The organism is Mesorhizobium sp. M00.F.Ca.ET.216.01.1.1, from assembly GCF_004010325.2.
Classification (GTDB): domain Bacteria; phylum Pseudomonadota; class Alphaproteobacteria; order Rhizobiales; family Rhizobiaceae; genus Mesorhizobium.
Genome location: NZ_SADR02000005.1, coordinates 44,853 through 64,614, shown reverse-complemented (window position 1 = coordinate 64,614; position 19,762 = coordinate 44,853). Strand labels below are relative to the sequence as shown.

The following is a 19,762-nucleotide window of genomic DNA, read 5'->3' as shown; positions in this document are numbered from 1 at the left end:
GTCAGTACACCCTGGCCTTCGGCGCGATCTTGGCCGGGTTGATGCCGCCGTCCTTCTCCTTGAGCAGCGTTTCGGTGTGCACCGGCCGGTAGCTGAGCGTCACCTTGCCGGCTTCGCTCAGCTGGGCCAGCGTATGCTTGCGCCAGACCTTGTCGTCGCGGTCCGGAAAATCTTCCCGCGCATGCGCGCCGCGGCTCTCCTTGCGCGCCTCGGCGCCGTAGACGGTGGTGATGGCGTTGGCCATCAGGTTTTCCAGCTCCAGGGTCTCGACCAGGTCGGAGTTCCAGATCATCGAGCGGTCGAACACTTTTATGTCCTTGAGCTCGCCCCATATCTGCGAAATCCGCTTGCAGCCGTTTTCCAGCGATTCCTGGGTGCGGAACACCGCAGCGTCTTCCTGCATCGCCTTCTGCATCTTTTCGCGCAAGCTGGCGGTCGGCGTCGAGCCGTTGGCGTGGCGCAGCCTGTCGAAGCGATCCATGATCTTCTCGACCGAGGCTTCGTTGGGCGAAGGGATCGCCGCGTTGCGGTCGATCACCTGGCCGGCCCTGATCGCCGCCGCCCGGCCGAACACCACCAGATCGATCAGCGAGTTCGAGCCCAACCGGTTGGCGCCGTGCACCGAAGCGCAGCCGGCCTCGCCGACCGCCATCAGTCCGGGCGATACCTGGTCGGGACTCTTGGGCGTAGGATTGAGCACCTCGCCCCAGTAATTGGTCGGCACGCCGCCCATATTGTAGTGGACCGTCGGCAGCACCGGGATCGGCTCCTTGGTCAGGTCGACGCCGGCAAAGATCTTCGCCGATTCCGAAATGCCGGGCAGCCGCTCGTGCAGCACGGCCGGGTCGAGATGGTCGAGATGCAGGAAGATGTGGTCCTTCTTCGGGCCGACGCCGCGACCCTCGCGGATCTCCAGCGTCATGCAGCGCGACACCACGTCGCGCGAGGCAAGGTCCTTGGCCGACGGTGCGTAGCGCTCCATGAAGCGCTCGCCCTCGGAATTGACGAGATAGCCGCCCTCGCCGCGCGCGCCTTCGGTGATCAAGCAACCGGCGCCGTAGATGCCGGTCGGGTGGAACTGCACGAACTCCATGTCCTGAAGCGGAAGGCCGGCACGTGCGGCCATGCCGCCGCCGTCGCCGGTGCAGGTGTGCGCCGAGGTCGCCGAGAAATAGGCGCGGCCATAACCGCCGGTCGCCAGCACCACTATCTTTGCCGAAAAACGGTGGATGGTGCCGTCGTCCAGGTTCCAGGCAACGACGCCGGTGCAGGTGCCGTCCGGCTCCATGATCAGGTCGAGCGCAAAATACTCGATGAAGAACTGCGCGTTGTTCTTCAGCGACTGGCCGTAGAGCGTGTGCAGCATGGCATGGCCGGTGCGGTCGGCGGCCGCACAGGTGCGCTGCACCGGCGGTCCCTCGCCGAAATTCATCATCATGCCGCCGAACGGCCGCTGATAGATCTTGCCTTCCTCGGTGCGTGAGAACGGCACGCCATAATGCTCGAGTTCGTAGACGGCGGCGGGCGCCTGCTGGACCATGTATTCCTGCGCGTCGATGTCACCAAGCCAGTCCGAACCTTTGACGGTGTCGAAGAGATGCCACTGCCAGTTGTCGGGGCCCATATTGGCGAGCGAGGCGGCGATGCCGCCTTGTGCCGCCACGGTGTGCGACCGCGTCGGGAAGACCTTGGTGATGCAGGCGGTGCGCAGACCCTGCTCGGCCATGCCGAGCGTGGCGCGCAGCCCGGCGCCGCCGGCGCCGACCACCACGACGTCGAATTTATGGTCGACATAGGTGTAGGCGGGAGCCGTGTCGGCTCTTTTCGCGTCCTTGGCCAAAACGTCAGCCTCCGAGTGCCAGTTTGAGCAGGGCGAAGATCGAGGCGACGCCGACCACTATGGGAAAGAAGGTGTTGAGGACGAGCAGCGCCAGCTTCATGCCCTCGCCATGCACATAGTCCTCGATGATCGCCTGCATGCCGAGCCGCATATGATAGAGCCCGGACAGCAGCACGAGGGCCAGGATCAGCGCCACGACCGGATTGGCGAGCGCGGCGCGCACCTCCGCAAAGCCGGCGCCGTTGAGCGCGATCAGGAAGCCGACGAAGAACAGTATCAGCGGGATGTTGGCGATCGCTGTCAGTCGCTGGCGCCAGAAATGCTCCGTGCCCTCGCGGGCGGAGCCAAGGCCGCGAACCTTCGCCAGCGGCGTGCGCATGTCGGTGTTGTTAGCCTTCACGATCAGCTCCCCCGCGCCATGTAGCCGGCGATCCAGATCAGCAGCGTCAACACGATCGAGCCCGCGAGCGTCGCCCAGGCAATCCTGGAGGCCGTATCCTTTTCGAGACCCACCCCGGTGTCCCAGATTAGATGGCGGACGCCGCCCAGCATGTGGTGCATCAGCGCCCAGGTATAGCCGAACAGCACCAGCCGCCCCGGCCACGAGCCGAATGCCCAGTTGACCCAATCGAAGGTGGCCTCGGACCTCGCCGCCGCCATCAGCCACAGGGCGACCAGCAGCGTGCCGAAATAGAGCGCTCCGCCGGTGATGCGATGGATGATCGACATCGTCATGGTGATCGGCGGCCGGTACACGGTCAGATGCGGCGAAAGCGGTCTAGCGCGGGTGGCTGGTGATTTGCTCATGGCTCCCCCAGTTCGGCGTCTCTGGAGCCTCAGATGGAAATGCGGCATTGCCGCTTCCGGTTGCGACTTCGGACAGCCGGTTTCTAATGCGCTTTTTGCACCGCGTCAAAGCCGGAAAATCGTTTTGAAAACGTAATTTAGTCTGACGAAGGTAGGGGCCTTAGCTTCAATCGATTAGCTCCCGGCACAATGTCGCTGCAGTGCGGAATATGGCTTCCGCCCGGGCGTGAATCAGCGGGTGCAGGTCACCGGCGACGCGCCGCCCTTCATCACCAGCGCGTCGCGGCCGTCAATCACGATTGCGTCATGCGACTCGCCGAAGCGGCTGCTCTGGTTGGCGGGCGAGGCCGGCAGCTCCTCGCTGACGCCGTCGGCGCCGATCACACGCACCGACGTGCCGAGGTTTTCGACGGTCATCGTGCCGCCATCGGCACAGCTGTAGGTTGCAGTGCGCGGCTGCGGTGTGCTCACATCAGTGGCTGTAAAAGTGGCAGCGGCCGCAGGTTCTGGAGCATGGGAAATGGTCGCAGGCGTATTTCCCGCCTTCGGCGCGCTCGGCACGCAGGCGGCGGCAGCAGCGAGCAGCGGCAAAAGCGCAAGCGTCATCCGAAAAGCCCGGCGTAATGCCATATATGCTGTCCCCCGCGTGGCAAACTAGCCGCAATGCCTCGCCTAGATCAAGCTCACCCAAAACCACGGGGCCTCCGAGCTTTCGGATATTAACCATGTTCGCGAAGACCTTGCCGCCTGGCGCGTCAGCCTCTTAACAAAGGTTAAGAAAAGGTTAATTTTCGATTTGAACAGGCTCTAAAATACGGAGGATGCTATGTCGAATTCGGGCAGATTGCGCCTTGCGGCGCTCACGCTGACGGCGTTGGCCGTCGGCTCTACGGCACCCGCGCTTGCCGGGTTGCGCCATCACGACCGCGTCTATGCCGATTCCTTTGGCAACCTCGTCATCGACAGCGCCGCCGGCTATAAGCGCATCATCGTCGGCGAGGGCGGACTGGCCAAGAAGTTGTCCGATTACACCAGCGCCGGCCAGCCCGACGTTATCTATGAAAACGAATCGGACGACATCGTCGGACCTGGCTGCTATCAGCCGCCGGTCTTCGTGAAGGGCCGCAGCTATATGTACGGCCTCTCCGACGGCGAGATGCCCAATCTCAGCCCTTGCCGCTAAAGCATTTTGAGCCCAGGCGAATCGGAAAGCCGCTCCGCCTGCCGTGCACCGACCGGCCCGGTCGAGACGCGCACGCAATCGCGGCCGCTGCCTTTCGCCTGGTAGAGCGCTTCGTCGGCACGCCGCATGAGATCGGAAAACGCTTCGCCCGGATGGAGTTCGGCAACGCCGAAGCTGGCACTGCAGCGACGCTCGGACGGCAGGCAGTCGATCGGCAGGGTGCCGAAGGCGCTGCGTGTGCCTTCGGCGAACAGCCGCGCCGCGGCCAGGTTGGTTCCAGGCAGCATGATGGCGAATTCCTCGCCACCGATGCGCCCCGCGACATGATGGTCGGCCGCAGCCTCGCGCAGGAAACCGGCGAAGGTCTCGATGACCCGGTCGCCGGCGGCATGGCCGTAGCTGTCGTTGATGCTCTTGAAATGGTCGAGATCGGCAATGACCAGCGCGACCGGCACACTCCGCCGCACGGCGTCGCGCAGCGCGATCTCGGCATGGCGCTCGAAGCCGCCACGATTGAGCAGCCGTGACAGCATGTCCGCCTCCGACTTCGACGTTGCCTCGGCGAGCACATCGCGAACCAAGATGGCCAGCGTCAGCAGCGCCAACGCCAGGCCGAAGACGGTGCCGAGCGACTGCGACACCAGCGCGTAGCTGGTCTGCAAATAGGACTGCGGGTTGGCGCCCCAGCCGCCAAGCGCATGGGCGATGAACGGCTTGCTGGCGAACTGCACGGCGCTGGCTGCCAGAACGGCCATCAGGATGTGGTCGAGCCGCTCGCGCCTTTGCCTGGACGACCAGACGATACCGAGGGCTGCGAACTGCATGGCGGCATAGGGAAGCTGGTAGGCCATCATCCGGGCAAGCGACTGGCGCGGCAGGTCCTGCACGAAATAGACCGCGACCGCGGCGAAGACCAGAAAGAACAGCATCGGCAGCCAGGGCGCCACAACCCCGTATTTATGGGCGAGCCCGCCATTGAAGGCGATGGTGGCGCCGAGGAAGACTACAAAGGCCGCGACAACCACAGGCCGTGCATTGTCGAAGGCCGGGATGCTGAATTCGATGGCGAAATAGGCCATGCCCAACACATAGCCGAACGCCAGCCAACGCGCCGACACGCGCCCCACGTCGTAGACCGCGACGGTCACGAAGGCCGCCGCCAGCAGCCCGGCGACGAACAGATTGATCACGAGAATAAAGTCTGCGCTGCCCATCGTGTTTTCGCACTCCCCGCGACAGCAAATCACCGACGGGCGAAAAAGACGTTAATGTGTGGCCGTGTGGGGTTCTCGGATGGTCAACCGACGCTGGCGGAAACGAAGACCATTTCCGGCCGTTCGTAGGACAGGCGCACGCTGTCGCGGCCATTCTTCTTGGCCTTGTAGAGCGCCTCGTCGGCGCGCCGCATCAGCGGCTCCAGCCCCTCGTCGCCAGTGCGCGCGGCGACGCCGAAGCTCGCGGTCACCTTCATGCCCGGCGGAAGCCCGTCCACGCTGCCCGCCGAATAGAGCGTGCGGATGGCTTCGGCAAACAGCCGTGCCGCGGCAAGGTCGCTCAACGGCAAAAGCACGGCAAATTCCTCGCCGCCGATGCGCCCCGCAATTCCGCGCGCGCCGGCGGCGGCGGCAAGCTTGGCGGCGAAGTCGGCGATCACCCGGTCGCCCGCCGCATGCCCGTGCACATCGTTGAGTGCCTTGAAATGGTCGAGGTCGGCCAACACCAGCGCAACCGGCAACCTGGCCGTGGCACAGTGTTGCAAAAGCAGGCCAGCACGCGCCTCGAAGCCGCGACGGTTGAGAAGCCCAGACAGCGGATCGGTATGGGTCTCGGTCTTCAGCGCCTTCATCACATCGAGCGCGGCAGCCGAAAACAGGCAAAGCGCAATGAGCAGCGACAGCAGCGCATGCGACAACAGCGCCGTCGTCCAGTAGGACGAGGTATAGAACCCGTCATAGCTGTTGAAAGGTCCATGCGCGATGACGACGAGCAGGGTGCGCCCGATGAAGTTCAGCCCGGAAAGCAGCGCCAGCACGAACAGGATCTTTTCCGTCGGACCATTGTTGCGCACCGTGCGCAGTTCGGCGGCAACAAGCAGGCTGAGGCCGCCGAAGCCGAAATTCATGGCAAGGATGCGCCAGGTGAGATCCGGCTGGGCGAACAGGAACCAGCAGAACGCGGCCAGCCCGCCACCCGCCAGGAGGCCGATCGCAATATAAGGCACGCGCCGCCCATAGCGCGCCACGATCGCGCTGGCGAGGCAGCATGCGGCAAAGGTGAAGCATATATTGGAGACGAGCTTGGTCGGCACCATGCCGACCGGCAAGGTGAAATACTGTAGCAGGAAGCCGGCCGCGGAGACCGAATAGCTTGTCGCCAGCACGGCTAGGTAGGGGCGGTGGCGCTGGTAGAACCACAGCACGGCGAACGCCGCGCCGAGCGCCAGCGCGATCGTCGGATTGAGCAGCGCTATGAGCAGGCCGGTGTCCAAAAGACTGTGACTTTCCCTCGCTTACGTGAGGGAAGACCTTAGGCCGGAAGCCCAAACAAGCGGTTAAGCGAACCCCTTATACGAAAGATCCTCTAACAAAACGTCTGCATGGAACCTGAACCTGCGGCCGACGTTTTCCGGCAGCAATCAAGGTGAGACACTTTCATGGCCGATACGATCACGCTGACCGATCACGAGGCAATTCGCTCATGGGCCGCGGCGCGCGCCGGATTTCCAGCGATCGTCGACGTGTCGCCCGAGGCTGGGACGCAAGCCATGCTGAGGCTGGTCTTCGGCCAGCACGCTTATCAGGACGTGGATGAGGGCGAACGCCCGGTCAACGCGGGCGGCTACGAACTGGTCGAATGGGACGAGTGGTTCAAGCTCTTCGACGAACGTCAGCTGGCGCTGATAGTCGCGAAGGATCAACCTGGCCGTCGCGAGCAACACCACGAGTTCGTCAGGCGTGCCGGCTGAACCCCCCGAACCGCATCGCGGTTCGGGGCCCGGCAGCTCTATTTCCACTCGCGGATATCGACGAAGTGACCGGCGATCGCCGCGGCCGCGGCCATGGCCGGCGACACCAGATGGGTGCGGCCCTTGAAGCCCTGGCGGCCCTCGAAATTGCGGTTCGAGGTCGAGGCGCAGCGTTCATGCGGCTTCAGCCGGTCGTCGTTCATAGCAAGGCACATCGAGCAGCCCGGCTCGCGCCAGTCGAAACCGGCGGCGACAAAGATCTTGTCGAGGCCTTCGGCTTCCGCCTGCTCCTTGACCAGCCCGGAGCCCGGCACGATCATGGCATTGACGCGCGGATTGACCTTCTTGCCTTCGACGACCTTGGCCGCGGCACGCAGATCCTCGATGCGGCCATTGGTGCAAGAGCCGATGAACACGCGGTCGAGCTCGATATCGGTGATCCTGGTGCCCGGCGTCAGCCCCATATAGTCGAGCGCCCGCAGCTTCGAGGAGCGCTTGTTCTCGTCGGCGATATCCTCCGGGTTCGGCACGATGCCGAGGACCGAGACGACATCCTCGGGCGAAGAGCCCCAGGAGACGATCGGCGGCAATTTCGCAGCGTCGAGCACGATCACCTTGTCGAAGTGCGCGCCTTCGTCGGACTGCAGCGTCTCCCAGTAGGCGAGCGCGGCATCCCACGCCTCTCCCTTAGGCGCGCGCGGCTTGCCCTTAACATAGGCGAAGGTCGTCTCGTCCGGCGCGATCAGGCCGGCTCGCGCGCCGGCTTCGATCGACATGTTGCAGATGGTCATGCGGCCTTCCATGGAAAGCGCGCGGATCGCCTCGCCGGCATATTCGATGACATAGCCGGTCCCGCCGGCGGTGCCGATTTCGCCGATGATGGCGAGGATGATGTCCTTGGCGGTGACGCCTTGCGGTAGCGCGCCGTCGACGCGCACCAGCATGTTCTTGGCCTTGCGCTGGATCAGCGTCTGCGTGGCCAGCACATGCTCGACTTCCGAAGTGCCGATGCCATGCGCCAGCGCGCCGAAAGCGCCGTGCGTCGAGGTATGGCTGTCGCCGCAGACGATGGTCATGCCGGGCAGCGTAAAGCCCTGCTCCGGTCCGATGATGTGGACGATGCCCTGGCGGATGTCGTTCTCGGAATAGTATTCGATGCCGAAGTCCTTGGCGTTCCTGGCCAGCGCCTCGACCTGGATGCGGCTTTCCTCGTTCTTGATGCCAAACTTGCGCTCCGGCGAGGTCGACACATTGTGGTCGACCACGGCCAGCGTCTTTTCCGGATGCCGGACCTTGCGGCCAGTCATGCGCAGGCCTTCGAAAGCTTGCGGGCTGGTGACTTCGTGGACGAGGTGGCGGTCGATGTAGAGCAGGCAGGTGCCGTCGTCCTGGCGGTCGACCACGTGGTCGTCGAAGATCTTGTCGTAGAGGGTGCGCGGGGCGCTCATGTGCGTAAATCCGTCGATATGAAAATGGGAAGAGGTAAGACACCGGGGACTTCCTGCCCGGCGAAATCGGGTCGGTGAGGCAGCCTAGGTAAGTCGGCTGGTCAGCGCGCCGCAGACGCGCGCGGAGAACCGCGACGGCAGGCGTTTTCTGTCCTGCAGCACGAAACCCTTGTAGGCTGGATCGCCGAAAAGCTCTTCCATAGGCCTGCTCTTATCAATCTTTGCCGATTTCGGCAATCGGCGCTTGCGTGGGCCACTCCAGCGGCCTTCGGTCAAAGCACCTCGAACACAAAGGTTTTCACCAGCGCCTCGGGGTCGGCGATCGCATAGCAGCGGAACCACGGGCTTTCCTCAACCGGCCGCCATTTTTGCGCCCGCTCCAATTCGTCGAACACCGCCTGGAATCCGCCGCTCGCAAAGACCTGATCGCGAACCGTGAAAATGGCGTGGCCGCCGCTGCGGGTGATGCGCAGCAGTTCATGCAGGCCGGAAGCCGGCGCATGGCTGATGGTGAACACGCCGGTCGAGAAGAAGGCGCGGAAATGGCCGTCCGGCCACGGCAGCGGCCCGCCGAGCATAGCCTGCTTCAGCTCGTTATAGGCTTGGCGGCTGGCAGCGATGTCAAGCATGTCCTGCGACAGGTCGAGCCCGGCAATGTCATGATAGCCCAATGCCTTGAGCGACTGTCCCGACAGACCGGTGCCGCAGCCGGCGTCGAGCAGCGGTCCTTCGCCTGCCGGCACATGGCGCGCCACCCAGGCGGTGATCAGGAACGGCAGGAGATAGCCGAGCGACGCGGTTTCGCTGTCGTAGGTCGCAGCCCATGCGGCATAGGCCTCGGCAAGCGCTTCCGGCGTATCGGCCGTATAGACAGAATCGAGCGCCGCATTGGCTTTGTCGACGGTCATCGGTGGGCTCCTCCCGGCTAGTGCATGTCGCCCAAAAGTGCGCAGCGGCTTTGGGAACAACGACATACATAAAAACAAAGATCGTAGCGCCGTCTTCGCCTGCCGACTATTTCTGATGCTAACGGCGCAGCCGCTTCTCCAGCGCCCGCAAGGCCAACGACAGGCCGACGGTCAGGATGAGATAGATATAGGCGACGATCGAATAGGTCTCGAAGAAGCGGAATGAGCCGGCAGCGTAGATCTTGCCCATCTGGGTGATGTCGGCGACGCCCAGCACCGAGACCAGCGAGGAATCCTTGACCATGGCGACGAAATCATTGCCGAGCGGCGGCAGGATGGTGCGGATCGCCTGCGGAAAGACAATCAGCCGGAAGCGCTGCGTGCGCGTCAGCCCGAGTGCCTTCGCCGCCTCGATCTGGCCCTTCTCGACCGCCTGGATGCCGGCGCGAAAGACCTCCGAGATGAAGGCAGAGTAGCCGATGGTCAGCGCCATGATGGCGCGCCACAAAAGCGACACGTCGCGCACCAGAAGCTCGCCGAATAACCCGGCATTTTGCAGCGGCGCCGTCAGCACGTTCCACGCCGCGACGAAAGCCGGTGCACCGGCAAAGGCGATCCAGAACAGCAGCACCAGGATCGGCACGCCGCGGATGATCTCGACATAGAAGCGGGCGATCTGGCTGAGCCAGCGCGAGCCCGACAGTCCCATCAGCGCAATGCCGAGCCCGATCGCCGAGGCCAGCGCGAAGGCGACCACGGTGACGAAGACGGTGATGCCGATGCCCTTGGCGACGGTCACGAAAACCTGGGCATAGAGGTCGCTTGCAGCGATGAAGACAGCCGCCGCCACCGCGATCGCCGCAGCCGCGGCCAGCCACCACGGGAAGTCGGTTTTTGGACTGGAAGATGCCGGTGCGGACGGCATCAAGCGATACCGGCAAAGCTGATATCGCTGAGGCGACGCGCCACAAAGGAAATCACTGCCCCATCTTGTAGTCGAGGAACCACTTCTTGTTGAGCGCATCCAGCGTGCCGTCGGCCTTGAGCGACGCGATCGCGGCGTTGACCGGCTTCACCAGGTCGGAGCCCTTGGGGAAGATGAAGCCGAAATCCTCGGTGCCGAGCGGTCCGCCGATCAGCTTCAGCCCGCCATTGGAGGCGTCGACATAACCCTTGCCGGCGGTGCCGTCGGTCAGCACGACATCGACGTCGCCCGCCTTCAGCGCCTGCACCGTCGCGCCGAACGTCTCGAACAGTTTTATGCGCGGGTTCTGCTCATTGCCGTCGAGCACACTGTATACGGCGGTGTAGAAAGGCGTCGTGCCGGCCTGTGCGCCGATCAGCCCGTCCTTGAAGGTGCCGAACATCTTGGCGTCGGTGAAGCGGTTCTCGTCGCCGCGCACCAGCATGAACTGTTCCGAGCGCATATAAGGGTCCGAGAAATCGACCTTCTCCTTGCGGTCGTCCTTGATGGTGATGCCGGTCATACCGATGTTGTACTGGTTGTCGGAAACCGCCTGGATCATCGCATCCCAGGAGGTGTTCTGGTACTCGACCTGGAAATTCAGCCGCTTGGCGATTTCGTTCATCGCATCATATTCCCAGCCGATCTGCTTGCCGGTCTTGGCATCGATGAACTGCAGCGGCGGATAGGCGTTTTCCGTCACCACCACCACCTTCTTGCCACCGAGGTCGGGCAGCGTCTGCGCCCAGACGGTGACAGGCGCGAGAAGGCAGGCCAGCAGACCGGCCAGCAGCAGTTTCGATTTGGTCATGACACGCTCCCGAGTACTGAACCGCCTCGACACCGTCGAGGCTCGCAAGAAAATCCGGCGCCGACTTTAGCCGTCCGCAGGCGCCTTGCAAGCCGGTCCGATGCACCGCTTGGCGCGAAAGCGGATTTGGATGCTTCCAATCGGCAGATTCCGGGACGATCCCATGCCGCCATCAGGCCCGACTTCTTCAAAAACAACACGACTTCTTCAAAAACAAAAAGGCGGCCGAAGCCGCCTTTCCGAAACCTGTTTTGGAAAAATCTTATTCGGCGGCAGTCGTTTCCTCGGCCTTGGCGGCTTCATCGGCTGCCTTCTTGTCGGCGGCCTCCTGGGCGGCCTTCTCGGCAGCCAGCGCCTGGGCGGCAGCCACCTTCTCGGCCTCGATGCGCGCCTTCTCGGCGTTCAGCAAATCACGCTCTTCGTCGTTCAGCTTGCGGGCGCGCACGCCGGTGTTTTCCGAAATACGGGCCGACTTGCCGCGACGATCGCGCAGATAGTACAGCTTGGCGCGGCGTACCTTGCCGCGGCGCACGATCTCGACGCCCTCGACCATCGGCGAATAGACCGGGAACACGCGCTCCACGCCTTCGCCGTAGGAAATCTTGCGGACGGTGAAATTCTCCTGGAAGCCGGCGCCGGCGCGGGCGATGACGACGCCCTCATAGGCCTGGATGCGGGTGCGGGTGCCTTCGGTCACGCGGACCTGGACGCGCACGGTATCGCCAGGCTGGAACTCGGGAAGCTTGCGCTTGGCTTCGATCTTGGCGGCCTGTTCGGCCTCGAGCTGACGGAGGATGTCCATCTCAGTAGTCCACTTCTTGTTCTTCCGACAGTCAGAGCGTCCGACACTCGCCTTGCAGTTCCATTGACCGCTCGGCTATGCCCTTTGCTGGAAAACATCGGGCAGGGGCGACTACACCGTCATTGTTGACGGGTCCGGCAGACTTTTCTTCCGGTTCGGCGCGCACATACAGCTATTTCGGCGCTTTGTCACGCCTCGCCGTGTTCTTTTTTGTTCATCGGCCGCCGACGCAATCTTACCCCGCGGGGGTTGCGCCGGAGGCACAAGCTTTTTAAGCCGGTCAAGCAAGCACTCTCACCGGTGGCGACACCCTCCATGCCAGTCCTCGACGCGGTCCTGCTTTTCCTCGCGGGTTTCCTTTCAGGCGCCGTCAACGCTGTTGCCGGCGGCGGCACCTTCCTGACCTTCGGCGCCATGACGCTGGCCGGCCTGCCGCCGATCGTCGCCAACGCCACGTCGTCGGTAACGCAGTTTCCAGGCTACATCACCTCGACGCTCGCCTATTGGGCCGACATCAAGCGTTTCTGGCGCGGTGCACTGCTGCTCGGCCTCATCTCGGCGCTCGGTGCGCTGGCCGGCGCGCTCATCCTTTTGGCGCTCGACAACCCGTCGTTCCGCGCCCTGGTGCCGTGGTTGCTGCTGGCGGCAACCGCACTGTTCGCCGCCGGCCCCTGGCTGAAGCCGGCGCCAAAGCCGGGACATGAGGCTGCGGTGGGCTCGCTGGTCGGTTCGCTGGCGCAATTTGCGACCGCCGTCTATGGCGGTTTTTTCGGCGCCGGCATGGGCGTCATGATGCTGGCAACGCTCGGCCTCACCCAGAGCGGCGACTATCACCGCCTGAATGCGCTGAAAAACGTGCTGTCCGTCGTCATTGCGGCGATAGCCATCCTGGTCTTCGTCTCAGGTGGCGTCATCGCCTGGCCGCAGGCAATCATAATGATCCCGGGCGGCGCGCTGGGCGGCTATGCCGGTGTTTGGATCGCCAAGCGCGTGCCGCAGAATGCCGTGCGCGGCTTCGTCATTGCGGTCGGCCTGTTCCTGGCTTTTTACTATTTCGTCACGGAGTGAGGCCAGACCGTTATCCCGAACCTATCGAGATGGATCAGGCTCCAGCAGATCCGGTCGCCTTTCCCTGGTCAGCCTTTCCGCCTCGGCGCGCCGCCATGCGGCGATCTTCTTGTGATTGCCGGAGATCAGCACTTCGGGGATCTGCCGGCCTTCGAACTCCTGCGGCCGGGTATAGTGCGGATGTTCGAGCAGGCCGTTCTCAAAACTCTCTTCCTCGCCCGACACCGCATTGCCCATCACGCCGGGCAGCAGCCGCACCACGGCGTCGAGCAGCACCAGCGCTGCCGGTTCGCCGCCGGACAGGATGAAGTCGCCGATCGAAACCTCCTCCAGCCCGCGCGCTTCGATGACCCGCTGGTCGACGCCCTCGAAGCGGCCGCAGACAATCACCACGCCCGGTCCGGCGGCCAGTTCGCGCACACGGCGCTGCGTCAGCGGTTTGCCGCGCGGGCTCATCAGCAGGCGTGGCCTCGCATCGCCTGCCGGCGAAGCATGATCGATGGTGCTGGCCAGCACGTCGGCGCGCATCACCATGCCCGCGCCGCCGCCGGCCGGTGTGTCGTCGACAGTGCGGTGGCGGTCGGTAGCGAAATCACGGATCTGGATCGCCTCGAGCGACCAGGTGCCGGCCTCCAGCGCCCGGCCGGCCAGCGACAGGCCGAGCGCGCCCGGAAACATTTCCGGGTAGAGCGTCAGCACCGAGGCGAAAAAGCTCACCGGTTGCCCCCGGCATCCTTCGGTCCGCGCGGCCTGCCTTCCGGGTCGAATCCCTCGCGACCGGGAGCCTCGCTATCTTCATCGTCTATCAAGCCCGCAGCCGCTGGATCAATGCGAACAAAACCTTCGGCGATCGATACTTCAGGAACGGCGGCCTGCGTGAACGGGATCAGCACGCCTTTGCGCCCGGCGAGCGTCACGTCGAGAATGTCGCCGCCGCCGAAATTATGCACGGCAACGACCTTGCCGACGGCAGCGTTGGTATCGTCCCTGACTGCCAGCCCGATGAGGTCGGCATGGTAGAATTCGTCCTCCTCGCCATCGTCCGGCAGCATCGAACGGTCGACGAACAGCTCCGTGCCGGCGAGCGCCTCGGCGGCATTGCGGTCGTTGATCCCCTTGAAGCGGACGATGACGACGGTGTTGGCCGGCCTGATGTCGATGATCTGGAAGGCGCGGCCGTCCTTGGCATAGAGCGGCCCGTAATCGGCCAGCGCCATCGGGTCGCCGGTGAAGGTTTTCACGCGCAACTCGCCCTTGATGCCGTGCGCGGCACCGATCACAGCCATCTGGACGGGGTTCTGGGGCTTGCTCATGATGCGAAAGGTCCTTTCCCCTGCTCTAACTCTCCCCGATTGTCATTTCAATGACACCGCTCTTCACCGCTTCCTAACTTCGCCGTCGCAGGATGGAGTTCGGAAGCGGAAAGACTTGAGGCGCAATGCAGGAATTTCTCATCCCGGCGAAACCCGACCTGCAGGCGGCACGTGAGAGCTGGCTGAAGATGCTGGCGCGCGAACGCAGGCTGTCGCCTGAAACCGTGGAAGCCTATGAACGCGATACGCGCCAGTTCCTGCACTTCCTCACCGGCCATTGCGGCGGTTCGCCCGGCATTTCGGATATCGCCAATCTGCGCCCCGCCGACCTGCGCGGCTTCCTCACCGCCCGCCGCGCCGAGGGTGCCGGCGCCCGCACGCTCGGGCGCGGACTGGCCGGCATCCGCTCGTTGCTGCGTTTCCTGGAGCGGCGCGGCCTCGTCAACGCCGCCGGTGCGGCGGCGTTGCGCGCGCCGCGACAGCCGAAGTCGCTGCCCAAGCCGCTGACGGCCGTCGACGCAAAACAGGTCGTATCGGTGGAAGGTCAGTTGGCGGAAGAACCATGGATCGCAGCCCGCAACGCCGCCGTGCTGACCCTGCTCTATGGTTCGGGCCTGCGCATCTCCGAAGCGCTTGGCCTGTCCGGCGCCAATCTTACTTCGCCTGGTGAGACCATGCTGCGCGTCACCGGCAAGGGCGGCAAGACGCGGCTGGTGCCGGTGCTGCCGGTGGCGCTGCGGGCGGTTGCCGAATACCGCCGCCTCTGCCCCTTTCACCTCGACCCCAAGGTGCTTTTGTTTCGTGGTGCTCGCGGCGGTCCGCTGAACCCGGCCATCGTCCAGCGCGACATGGCGAAGCTGCGTTCGGCGCTCAACCTGCCCGACACCGCGACGCCGCATGCGTTGCGCCATTCCTTCGCCACGCATCTGCTTGGACGTGGCGGCGATCTGCGCACCATCCAGGAACTGCTGGGCCACGCCAGCCTGTCGACGACGCAGGTCTATACGGGCGTCGACACCGCAAGACTGCTCGAAATTTATGAGTCTGCGCATCCACGGGCGTGAGCGGCCGCATGATCCCGAAAAGTTGCAGACTTTTCGGATAAGATCATGTGCAGTGGTGCCATGTCGGGACAATTTCGTGGCACCGGTTAACTGTTTTGCCGCTTTTCATGTCTAGAACCGAACCATGAAACGTGTCATCGCCATCGCCGACCGCGCCGCTGTTGTGTCGCTCAAGCTGCTTGTGGCGCTCAACGTCCTGTTTTTGCTGTCTTTCCTGATCATCGCGCTGCTCGCCACCGGCAAGGCACATGCCGAAATCCCGGTCTGCACCGGCGCCGACATGTTGTCGGCCTTGCAGAAGGACGATCCTACCGCCTACCGCAAGATCGAGACCGAAGCGGCCGCGACACCGAATGGCAAGGGTCTGTTGTGGAAACTGGAAAAGCCGGGCCAGAAGCCGTCCTTCCTGTTCGGCACCATGCATATGACCGACCCGCGCGTCACCACGCTGCCGGTCGCCGCACAAAAGGCCTTTGATGCCGCCGACACCATCGTCATCGAGACCACGGAAGTGCTCGATCAGCAGAAGATGATGACGGCGATCCTCAAAGAGCCGGGCCTGATGATGTTCACCGACAACACGACGCTGTCGTCGCTGCTGTCGCCGGACGATGCGATGGCGGTGAACAAGGCGCTCGACGCACGCGGCATCCCGCCGGCGACCGTCGCCAAGATGAAGCCGTGGATGCTGTCGGCCATGGTGGCGCTGCCTGCTTGCGAGCTGGCCCGCAAGGCCGGCGGCGCGCCGGTGCTCGACATCAAGCTCGCCGAGGATGCCAAGGCCTCTGGCAAGGCGGTCGAGGGTCTGGAGACCGTCGCCGACCAGCTTCGCGCCATGGCCTCGCTGCCGCTTGCCTTTCACATGAAGGGGCTGGTGGACACGCTGAAACTCGGCGACAGGATGAACGACATCAACGAAACCATGATCGTGCTTTACCAGCGCGGCGATACCGGCATGTTCTGGCCGCTGTTTCGTTCGGTGCTTCCCGGCGACGAGGACGATCCGGCGGGTTACGCCGCGTTCGAGGAAACGATGATCACCAGCCGCAACAAGGTGATGGTCGACCATGCCAAACCGATACTCGCCAGGGGCAACGCCTTCATGGCGGTCGGCGCCCTGCACCTCCCCGGGTCCGAAGGACTGGTTGAGGACTTCCGCAAGGCCGGCTACATCGTCACCGCCATCGATTGAATTGCACGGGTGGGTTGTGTGCGAATCACCAGATCCTACTCGAATCACGGCGCGACTGCTGACTGGCATCGTCTCACCCTGAGAAGGTCGAAAAGGCTCATTTTGGCTCGATCACCGCCAATTTCGCGGGGGAAATGCATGCCGCAAAGCGATTCTTGGTCCAAATTGCCCTGTTTTCGGCGTTTTCCAACCCTAGCGTGAAACTCGTTCAACGATTGCGCGTTGATGGGTGTTGATTGAAACTTTTCATCCACGGAGGACACTTTTATGGCGAATCCAAACGACCCCTTCACCTCTCCGAACCCCCCTCCCAGGTCGGGCGGCGGCGGCAGTACCTGGCTGATTGCCCTGGTTGTCATTATCCTGGCCATTGTCGCCTACTATGTTTTCGGAAGACGCGGCGAAGAGCCATCAGCGCCTGCCCAACCGCCGGCCGCCAGCACGCCGGCGCCTGCTCCGGCTCCCGCGGAACCGATGAAACCAGCTGAACCGGCTCCTGCGCCGGCTCCCGCAACGCCTGCTCCGGCTCCCGCACAGCCTGCGCCCGCACCAGCCCCGGCGCCTGCTCAGCCTGCGCCAGCACCGGCTCAGTGATTACTGCGATTCAAACACGAGCGGCCCGCTGAAAAGCGGGCCGTTCTGTTTTTGAGCAGCCGGATAGTTCGGAAAATAGCGTGGGAAGTTAGATGTGGATCGGCTTGAAGAAGGTGGCCAGCGCCGCTTCCTTCACCGCTTCCGACATCGTCGGATGCGCATGGCAGGTGCGGGCAAGATCTTCCGACGATCCGCCGAACTCCATCAGCACCGCCGCCTCGTGGATCATCTCGCCGGCGCCAAAGCCGACGATGTGGACGCCAAGAACGCGGTCGCTGGCCTTGTCCGCGAGGATCTTCACGAAGCCGTCGGTGTGCAGCATGGCGCGCGCCCGGCCATTGGCGGTGAACGGGAACTTGCCGGCCCTGTAGTCAATGCCGGCCTTTTTCAATTCCTCTTCGGTCTTGCCGACCGAGGCGATTTCCGGGCTGGTGTAGACGACATTCGGGATCACCTCGTAGTTCACATGACCGGCCTGGCCGGCAATGGTCTCGGCCACTGCCACGCCCTCGTCCTCCGCCTTGTGGGCGAGCATCGGCCCGGCGATGACATCGCCGATGGCATAGATGCCGGGCACATTTGTCTTGAGGTGGCCGTCCGTCTTGACCCGGCCGCGCTCGTCGACCTCGACACCGGCTTCCTTCAGCCCGAGGCTGTCCGAATAGGCGCGGCGCCCCGTCGCGATCAGCACCGCATCCGCCTCGATCGTCTCGGCCGCGCCGCCCTTCAGCGGCTCGAAGGTCACCGTCGCCCGCTTCTTCGCCTTGGCGACCCCGGTCACCTTGGCACCGAGCCTGAATTCGAAACCTTGCTTCGACAGCATGCGCTGGAATTGCTTGGCGACCTCGCCGTCCATGCCGCCAAGGATGGTATCGAGGAATTCGACGACGGTCACCTTGGCGCCGAGCCGCGCCCATACCGAGCCGAGTTCCAGCCCGATGACGCCGCCGCCGACCACCACCAGATGGCCAGGCACCTTGTCCAGCGACAGCGCGCCGGTCGAAGAGATGATCACCTTCTCGTCGAAGTCGACCTTGACGCCGGATATGTCGGCCACGTCGGAGCCGGTGGCGATGACGATGTTGCTGGTCTCGATCTCCTCGACCTTGCCGTCCTCGCCGGTCACTGACACCTTACCGGCCGAAACCACCTGGCCGGTGCCGCGAAAGCTGTCGATTTTGTTCTTCTTGAACAGGAAGGCAACGCCGTTGACGTTCGACGCCACCGTGGCGTCCTTGTGCGCCATCATCTTCTTCAGGTTCAGCTTCGGCGCGCCGATCTCGATGCCGAGCGTGTCGAAGGAGTGGCCTGCCTCGGCAAACACCTCGGAGGCATGCAGCAGCGCCTTGGACGGAATGCAGCCGATGTTGAGGCATGTGCCGCCGAAGGTCGGGTTCTTCTCGACCACTGCCGTCTTCAGGCCGAGCTGCGCCGCCTTGATGGCGCAGACATAACCGCCCGGTCCAGACCCGATGATAACGACGTCATAAGCCATGATACTTCCTTTTCGTCTGGCGCTCAGCGGCCGCCGCCCACTTCCAAATTCGCGCCCGTCGTATAGGACGCCTCGTCCGACAGAAGCCAGAGAGCTGCGGCGGCAATTTCCTCAGCAGTGCCCGCGCGTTGCATGGGCACGACGCGGCGCATTCTCTCGATGCGGTCCGGCTGGCCGCCGGAGGCGTGGATTTCGGTGTCGATGATGCCTGGACTGATCGCGTTGACGCGAATGCCTTCGCCGGCGACTTCGCGGGCGAGGCCTATGGTGAAGGAATCAATCGCCCCCTTCGAAGCGGCGTAGTCGACATACTCACCCGGTCCGCCAAGTCTTGCAGCAATCGAAGAGATATTGACGATGGCGCCGCCCTTGCCGCCATGTCTGGTCGACATGCGCTTCACCGCTTCGCGGGCACACAGCATGGAGCCGATGACGTTGATGCGCATCATGCGCTCCAGCCGTGCTGCGCTCATCTCGTCGACACGCGCCCTCTGGTCGACGACGCCGGCATTGTTGGCGAGCGCGTCAAGCGGACCGAAGGCGCGATCGATGGTTTCGAACATCGACAGAACGTCGGCTTCGCTGCCGACATCGCCCTTGATGGCGAGCGCTTCGCCGCCAGCCTGGGCGATTGCCTCGACAAGCGCCGTGGCAGCAGCCTCATTCGACGCATAGTTGACCGCGACACGGTATCCCGCCCTGGCGGCAAGCCTGCATGTGGCGGCGCCGATGCCGCGGCCGCCGCCAGTGACCAGCAGCACTTTTTTGCTCTTGCTCATTCCTGGCAGCCTTTCAAGGCAAAGATGTCCCACGGCACCTTCGAAAACCCGCTGGCGCCGTAGGCCGCCGACATCTGCAAGGATGGCCCGAGGTCGGGAAAGATCAATGTCTTAGGGGCATCCGCGCCTTCGGCCGGCAGCAATGCGATATTGCCCTTGTCGTCGGCACTGTAGATGACGCCCTCCCAGACGGTGCAGGCGTCTAGCTCATCGCCGGTGACGTCGCCAGTCGGGCATTTGTACATCAGCGAGCCATGCGGCCGCGCCACGCCCTCCGTCCACATGACGATGCCGTCCAGCACGACACCTTTGTCGAGCGCCATCCTGAACGTGTTGGTGACGGTTGCAGATTCCATGGTCGGCCTGAAGTCGATGGTGGCCGCGTTTTCGCGATCGCCATAGACCGCGTGCTCGAGCGGGCAGGCGGCAAAAGCTGCCGGTGCCGTCAGCGCAACGCCAACCCAGCACGTCGCTGCGAGGAACACTTTTGACCGAAGGCGAGAGGAACTGGTCGTCATGCGGTGGCGCA

General features: G+C 63.7%; 21 protein-coding genes. 5 read left to right on the top strand and 16 right to left on the bottom strand.

What is annotated here, in order from left to right; translation table 11 throughout:
• Position 1 precedes the first annotated feature (1 nt).
• The 4 genes from sdhA to EN859_RS08670 form a co-directional block, all read right to left on the bottom strand.
• Entirely contained in the window at positions 2-1,840 is a 1,839-nt protein-coding gene (gene sdhA / locus EN859_RS08685; RefSeq protein WP_127852946.1) for a succinate dehydrogenase flavoprotein subunit, read from the bottom strand.
• A 4-nt stretch (positions 1,841-1,844) separates the two neighbouring features.
• Positions 1,845-2,240 (bottom strand): succinate dehydrogenase, hydrophobic membrane anchor protein, encoded by a 396-nt coding sequence (gene sdhD, locus EN859_RS08680; protein WP_127852945.1) that lies wholly within the window; start codon positions 2,238-2,240, stop codon positions 1,845-1,847.
• A 2-nt stretch (positions 2,241-2,242) separates the two neighbouring features.
• A complete protein-coding gene (gene sdhC, locus EN859_RS08675) occupies positions 2,243-2,647 on the bottom strand; it encodes a succinate dehydrogenase, cytochrome b556 subunit (RefSeq protein ID WP_127852944.1) in 405 nt (134 codons plus the stop codon).
• Positions 2,648-2,878: 231 nt separating this feature from the next.
• Positions 2,879-3,253: a hypothetical protein gene (locus EN859_RS08670; RefSeq protein WP_348632916.1), complete on the bottom strand. Its 375-nt coding sequence runs from the start codon at positions 3,251-3,253 to the stop codon at positions 2,879-2,881.
• A gap of 220 nt (positions 3,254-3,473) precedes the next feature.
• On the opposite strand from EN859_RS08670, the gene EN859_RS08665 reads away from it, so the two are divergent.
• Positions 3,474-3,830, top strand: a complete 357-nt coding sequence (locus EN859_RS08665) for a hypothetical protein (RefSeq protein WP_127852942.1) — start codon at positions 3,474-3,476, stop codon at positions 3,828-3,830.
• On the opposite strand, the gene EN859_RS08660 is transcribed toward EN859_RS08665, so the two are convergent.
• On the bottom strand, positions 3,827-5,044 hold the full coding sequence (locus EN859_RS08660) for a GGDEF domain-containing protein (protein WP_127852941.1): 1,218 nt from the start codon (positions 5,042-5,044) through the stop codon (positions 3,827-3,829). The two genes, EN859_RS08665 and EN859_RS08660, sit on opposite strands and share 4 nt — an antisense overlap.
• An 83-nt stretch (positions 5,045-5,127) precedes the next feature.
• On the bottom strand, positions 5,128-6,318 hold the full coding sequence (locus EN859_RS08655) for a GGDEF domain-containing protein (protein WP_127852940.1): 1,191 nt from the start codon (positions 6,316-6,318) through the stop codon (positions 5,128-5,130).
• Between the two features lie 165 nt (positions 6,319-6,483).
• On the opposite strand from EN859_RS08655, the gene EN859_RS08650 reads away from it, so the two are divergent.
• A complete protein-coding gene (locus tag EN859_RS08650) occupies positions 6,484-6,795 on the top strand; it encodes a hypothetical protein (RefSeq protein ID WP_127852939.1) in 312 nt (103 codons plus the stop codon).
• A 38-nt stretch (positions 6,796-6,833) separates the two neighbouring features.
• On the opposite strand, the gene leuC is transcribed toward EN859_RS08650, so the two are convergent.
• From leuC to rplS, 5 genes are all read right to left on the bottom strand, one after another.
• Complete coding sequence (gene leuC / locus EN859_RS08645; RefSeq protein WP_127852938.1) at positions 6,834-8,243, bottom strand: 3-isopropylmalate dehydratase large subunit; 1,410 nt, start codon at positions 8,241-8,243, stop codon at positions 6,834-6,836.
• A 272-nt stretch (positions 8,244-8,515) separates the two neighbouring features.
• A complete protein-coding gene (locus EN859_RS08635; RefSeq protein ID WP_127852936.1) occupies positions 8,516-9,151 on the bottom strand; it encodes a class I SAM-dependent methyltransferase in 636 nt (211 codons plus the stop codon).
• A 118-nt stretch (positions 9,152-9,269) separates the two neighbouring features.
• Positions 9,270-10,076 (bottom strand): amino acid ABC transporter permease, encoded by an 807-nt coding sequence (locus tag EN859_RS08630; protein WP_127852935.1) that lies wholly within the window; start codon positions 10,074-10,076, stop codon positions 9,270-9,272.
• Between the two features lie 52 nt (positions 10,077-10,128).
• Positions 10,129-10,926, bottom strand: coding sequence for a transporter substrate-binding domain-containing protein (locus EN859_RS08625; RefSeq protein WP_127852934.1), 798 nt, complete (start codon positions 10,924-10,926; stop codon positions 10,129-10,131).
• Positions 10,927-11,188: 262 nt separating this feature from the next.
• On the bottom strand, positions 11,189-11,728 hold the full coding sequence (gene rplS / locus EN859_RS08620) for a 50S ribosomal protein L19 (protein ID WP_127852933.1): 540 nt from the start codon (positions 11,726-11,728) through the stop codon (positions 11,189-11,191).
• Between the two features lie 315 nt (positions 11,729-12,043).
• On the opposite strand from rplS, the gene EN859_RS08615 reads away from it, so the two are divergent.
• Positions 12,044-12,796: a sulfite exporter TauE/SafE family protein gene (locus EN859_RS08615; RefSeq protein WP_127852932.1), complete on the top strand. Its 753-nt coding sequence runs from the start codon at positions 12,044-12,046 to the stop codon at positions 12,794-12,796.
• A gap of 21 nt (positions 12,797-12,817) precedes the next feature.
• On the opposite strand, the gene trmD is transcribed toward EN859_RS08615, so the two are convergent.
• On the bottom strand, positions 12,818-13,513 hold the full coding sequence (trmD, locus tag EN859_RS08610) for a tRNA (guanosine(37)-N1)-methyltransferase TrmD (protein WP_127852931.1): 696 nt from the start codon (positions 13,511-13,513) through the stop codon (positions 12,818-12,820).
• On the bottom strand, positions 13,510-14,109 hold the full coding sequence (gene rimM / locus EN859_RS08605; protein ID WP_127852930.1) for a ribosome maturation factor RimM: 600 nt from the start codon (positions 14,107-14,109) through the stop codon (positions 13,510-13,512). The genes trmD and rimM overlap by 4 nt, the downstream gene beginning before the upstream one ends.
• Before the next feature lie 125 nt (positions 14,110-14,234).
• Here rimM and EN859_RS08600 point away from each other — a divergent pair, with 125 nt between their 5' ends.
• Together EN859_RS08600 and EN859_RS08595 are read left to right on the top strand one after the other, a co-directional pair.
• Positions 14,235-15,173, top strand: a complete 939-nt coding sequence (locus EN859_RS08600; RefSeq protein ID WP_127852929.1) for a tyrosine recombinase XerC — start codon at positions 14,235-14,237, stop codon at positions 15,171-15,173.
• A 124-nt stretch (positions 15,174-15,297) separates the two neighbouring features.
• Positions 15,298-16,365 (top strand): TraB/GumN family protein, encoded by a 1,068-nt coding sequence (locus EN859_RS08595; protein WP_127852928.1) that lies wholly within the window; start codon positions 15,298-15,300, stop codon positions 16,363-16,365.
• A gap of 682 nt (positions 16,366-17,047) precedes the next feature.
• Here EN859_RS08595 and lpdA read toward each other — a convergent pair.
• Genes lpdA through EN859_RS08575 form a run of 3 tightly spaced genes read right to left on the bottom strand, consistent with a single transcriptional unit; the run spans position 17,048 to position 19,751 of the window.
• On the bottom strand, positions 17,048-18,454 hold the full coding sequence (gene lpdA / locus EN859_RS08585) for a dihydrolipoyl dehydrogenase (RefSeq protein ID WP_127852926.1): 1,407 nt from the start codon (positions 18,452-18,454) through the stop codon (positions 17,048-17,050).
• A 23-nt stretch (positions 18,455-18,477) separates the two neighbouring features.
• Entirely contained in the window at positions 18,478-19,233 is a 756-nt protein-coding gene (locus EN859_RS08580; RefSeq protein ID WP_127852925.1) for an SDR family oxidoreductase, read from the bottom strand.
• Complete coding sequence (locus EN859_RS08575; RefSeq protein ID WP_245525509.1) at positions 19,230-19,751, bottom strand: hypothetical protein; 522 nt, start codon at positions 19,749-19,751, stop codon at positions 19,230-19,232. Before EN859_RS08575 ends, EN859_RS08580 begins: the two co-directional genes overlap by 4 nt.
• Positions 19,752-19,762: the final 11 nt, after the last annotated feature.

What these genes read in the sequence shown, in the direction of transcription:
- sdhC (WP_127852944.1), bottom strand. Translation starts at nt 2,647, where the DNA reads ATGAGCAAATCACCAGCCACCCGCGCTAGACCGCTTTCGCCGCATCTG.
- EN859_RS08670 (WP_348632916.1), bottom strand. Translation starts at nt 3,253, where the DNA reads ATGACGCTTGCGCTTTTGCCGCTGCTCGCTGCTGCCGCCGCCTGCGTG.
- EN859_RS08665 (WP_127852942.1), top strand. Translation starts at nt 3,474, where the DNA reads ATGTCGAATTCGGGCAGATTGCGCCTTGCGGCGCTCACGCTGACGGCG.
- EN859_RS08660 (WP_127852941.1), bottom strand. Translation starts at nt 5,044, where the DNA reads ATGGGCAGCGCAGACTTTATTCTCGTGATCAATCTGTTCGTCGCCGGG.
- EN859_RS08650 (WP_127852939.1), top strand. Translation starts at nt 6,484, where the DNA reads ATGGCCGATACGATCACGCTGACCGATCACGAGGCAATTCGCTCATGG.
- leuC (WP_127852938.1), bottom strand. Translation starts at nt 8,243, where the DNA reads ATGAGCGCCCCGCGCACCCTCTACGACAAGATCTTCGACGACCACGTG.
- EN859_RS08635 (WP_127852936.1), bottom strand. Translation starts at nt 9,151, where the DNA reads ATGACCGTCGACAAAGCCAATGCGGCGCTCGATTCTGTCTATACGGCC.
- EN859_RS08630 (WP_127852935.1), bottom strand. Translation starts at nt 10,076, where the DNA reads ATGCCGTCCGCACCGGCATCTTCCAGTCCAAAAACCGACTTCCCGTGG.
- EN859_RS08625 (WP_127852934.1), bottom strand. Translation starts at nt 10,926, where the DNA reads ATGACCAAATCGAAACTGCTGCTGGCCGGTCTGCTGGCCTGCCTTCTC.
- rplS (WP_127852933.1), bottom strand. Translation starts at nt 11,728, where the DNA reads ATGGACATCCTCCGTCAGCTCGAGGCCGAACAGGCCGCCAAGATCGAA.
- EN859_RS08615 (WP_127852932.1), top strand. Translation starts at nt 12,044, where the DNA reads ATGCCAGTCCTCGACGCGGTCCTGCTTTTCCTCGCGGGTTTCCTTTCA.
- rimM (WP_127852930.1), bottom strand. Translation starts at nt 14,109, where the DNA reads ATGAGCAAGCCCCAGAACCCCGTCCAGATGGCTGTGATCGGTGCCGCG.
- EN859_RS08600 (WP_127852929.1), top strand. Translation starts at nt 14,235, where the DNA reads ATGCAGGAATTTCTCATCCCGGCGAAACCCGACCTGCAGGCGGCACGT.
- EN859_RS08595 (WP_127852928.1), top strand. Translation starts at nt 15,298, where the DNA reads ATGAAACGTGTCATCGCCATCGCCGACCGCGCCGCTGTTGTGTCGCTC.
- lpdA (WP_127852926.1), bottom strand. Translation starts at nt 18,454, where the DNA reads ATGGCTTATGACGTCGTTATCATCGGGTCTGGACCGGGCGGTTATGTC.
- EN859_RS08580 (WP_127852925.1), bottom strand. Translation starts at nt 19,233, where the DNA reads ATGAGCAAGAGCAAAAAAGTGCTGCTGGTCACTGGCGGCGGCCGCGGC.
- EN859_RS08575 (WP_245525509.1), bottom strand. Translation starts at nt 19,751, where the DNA reads ATGACGACCAGTTCCTCTCGCCTTCGGTCAAAAGTGTTCCTCGCAGCG.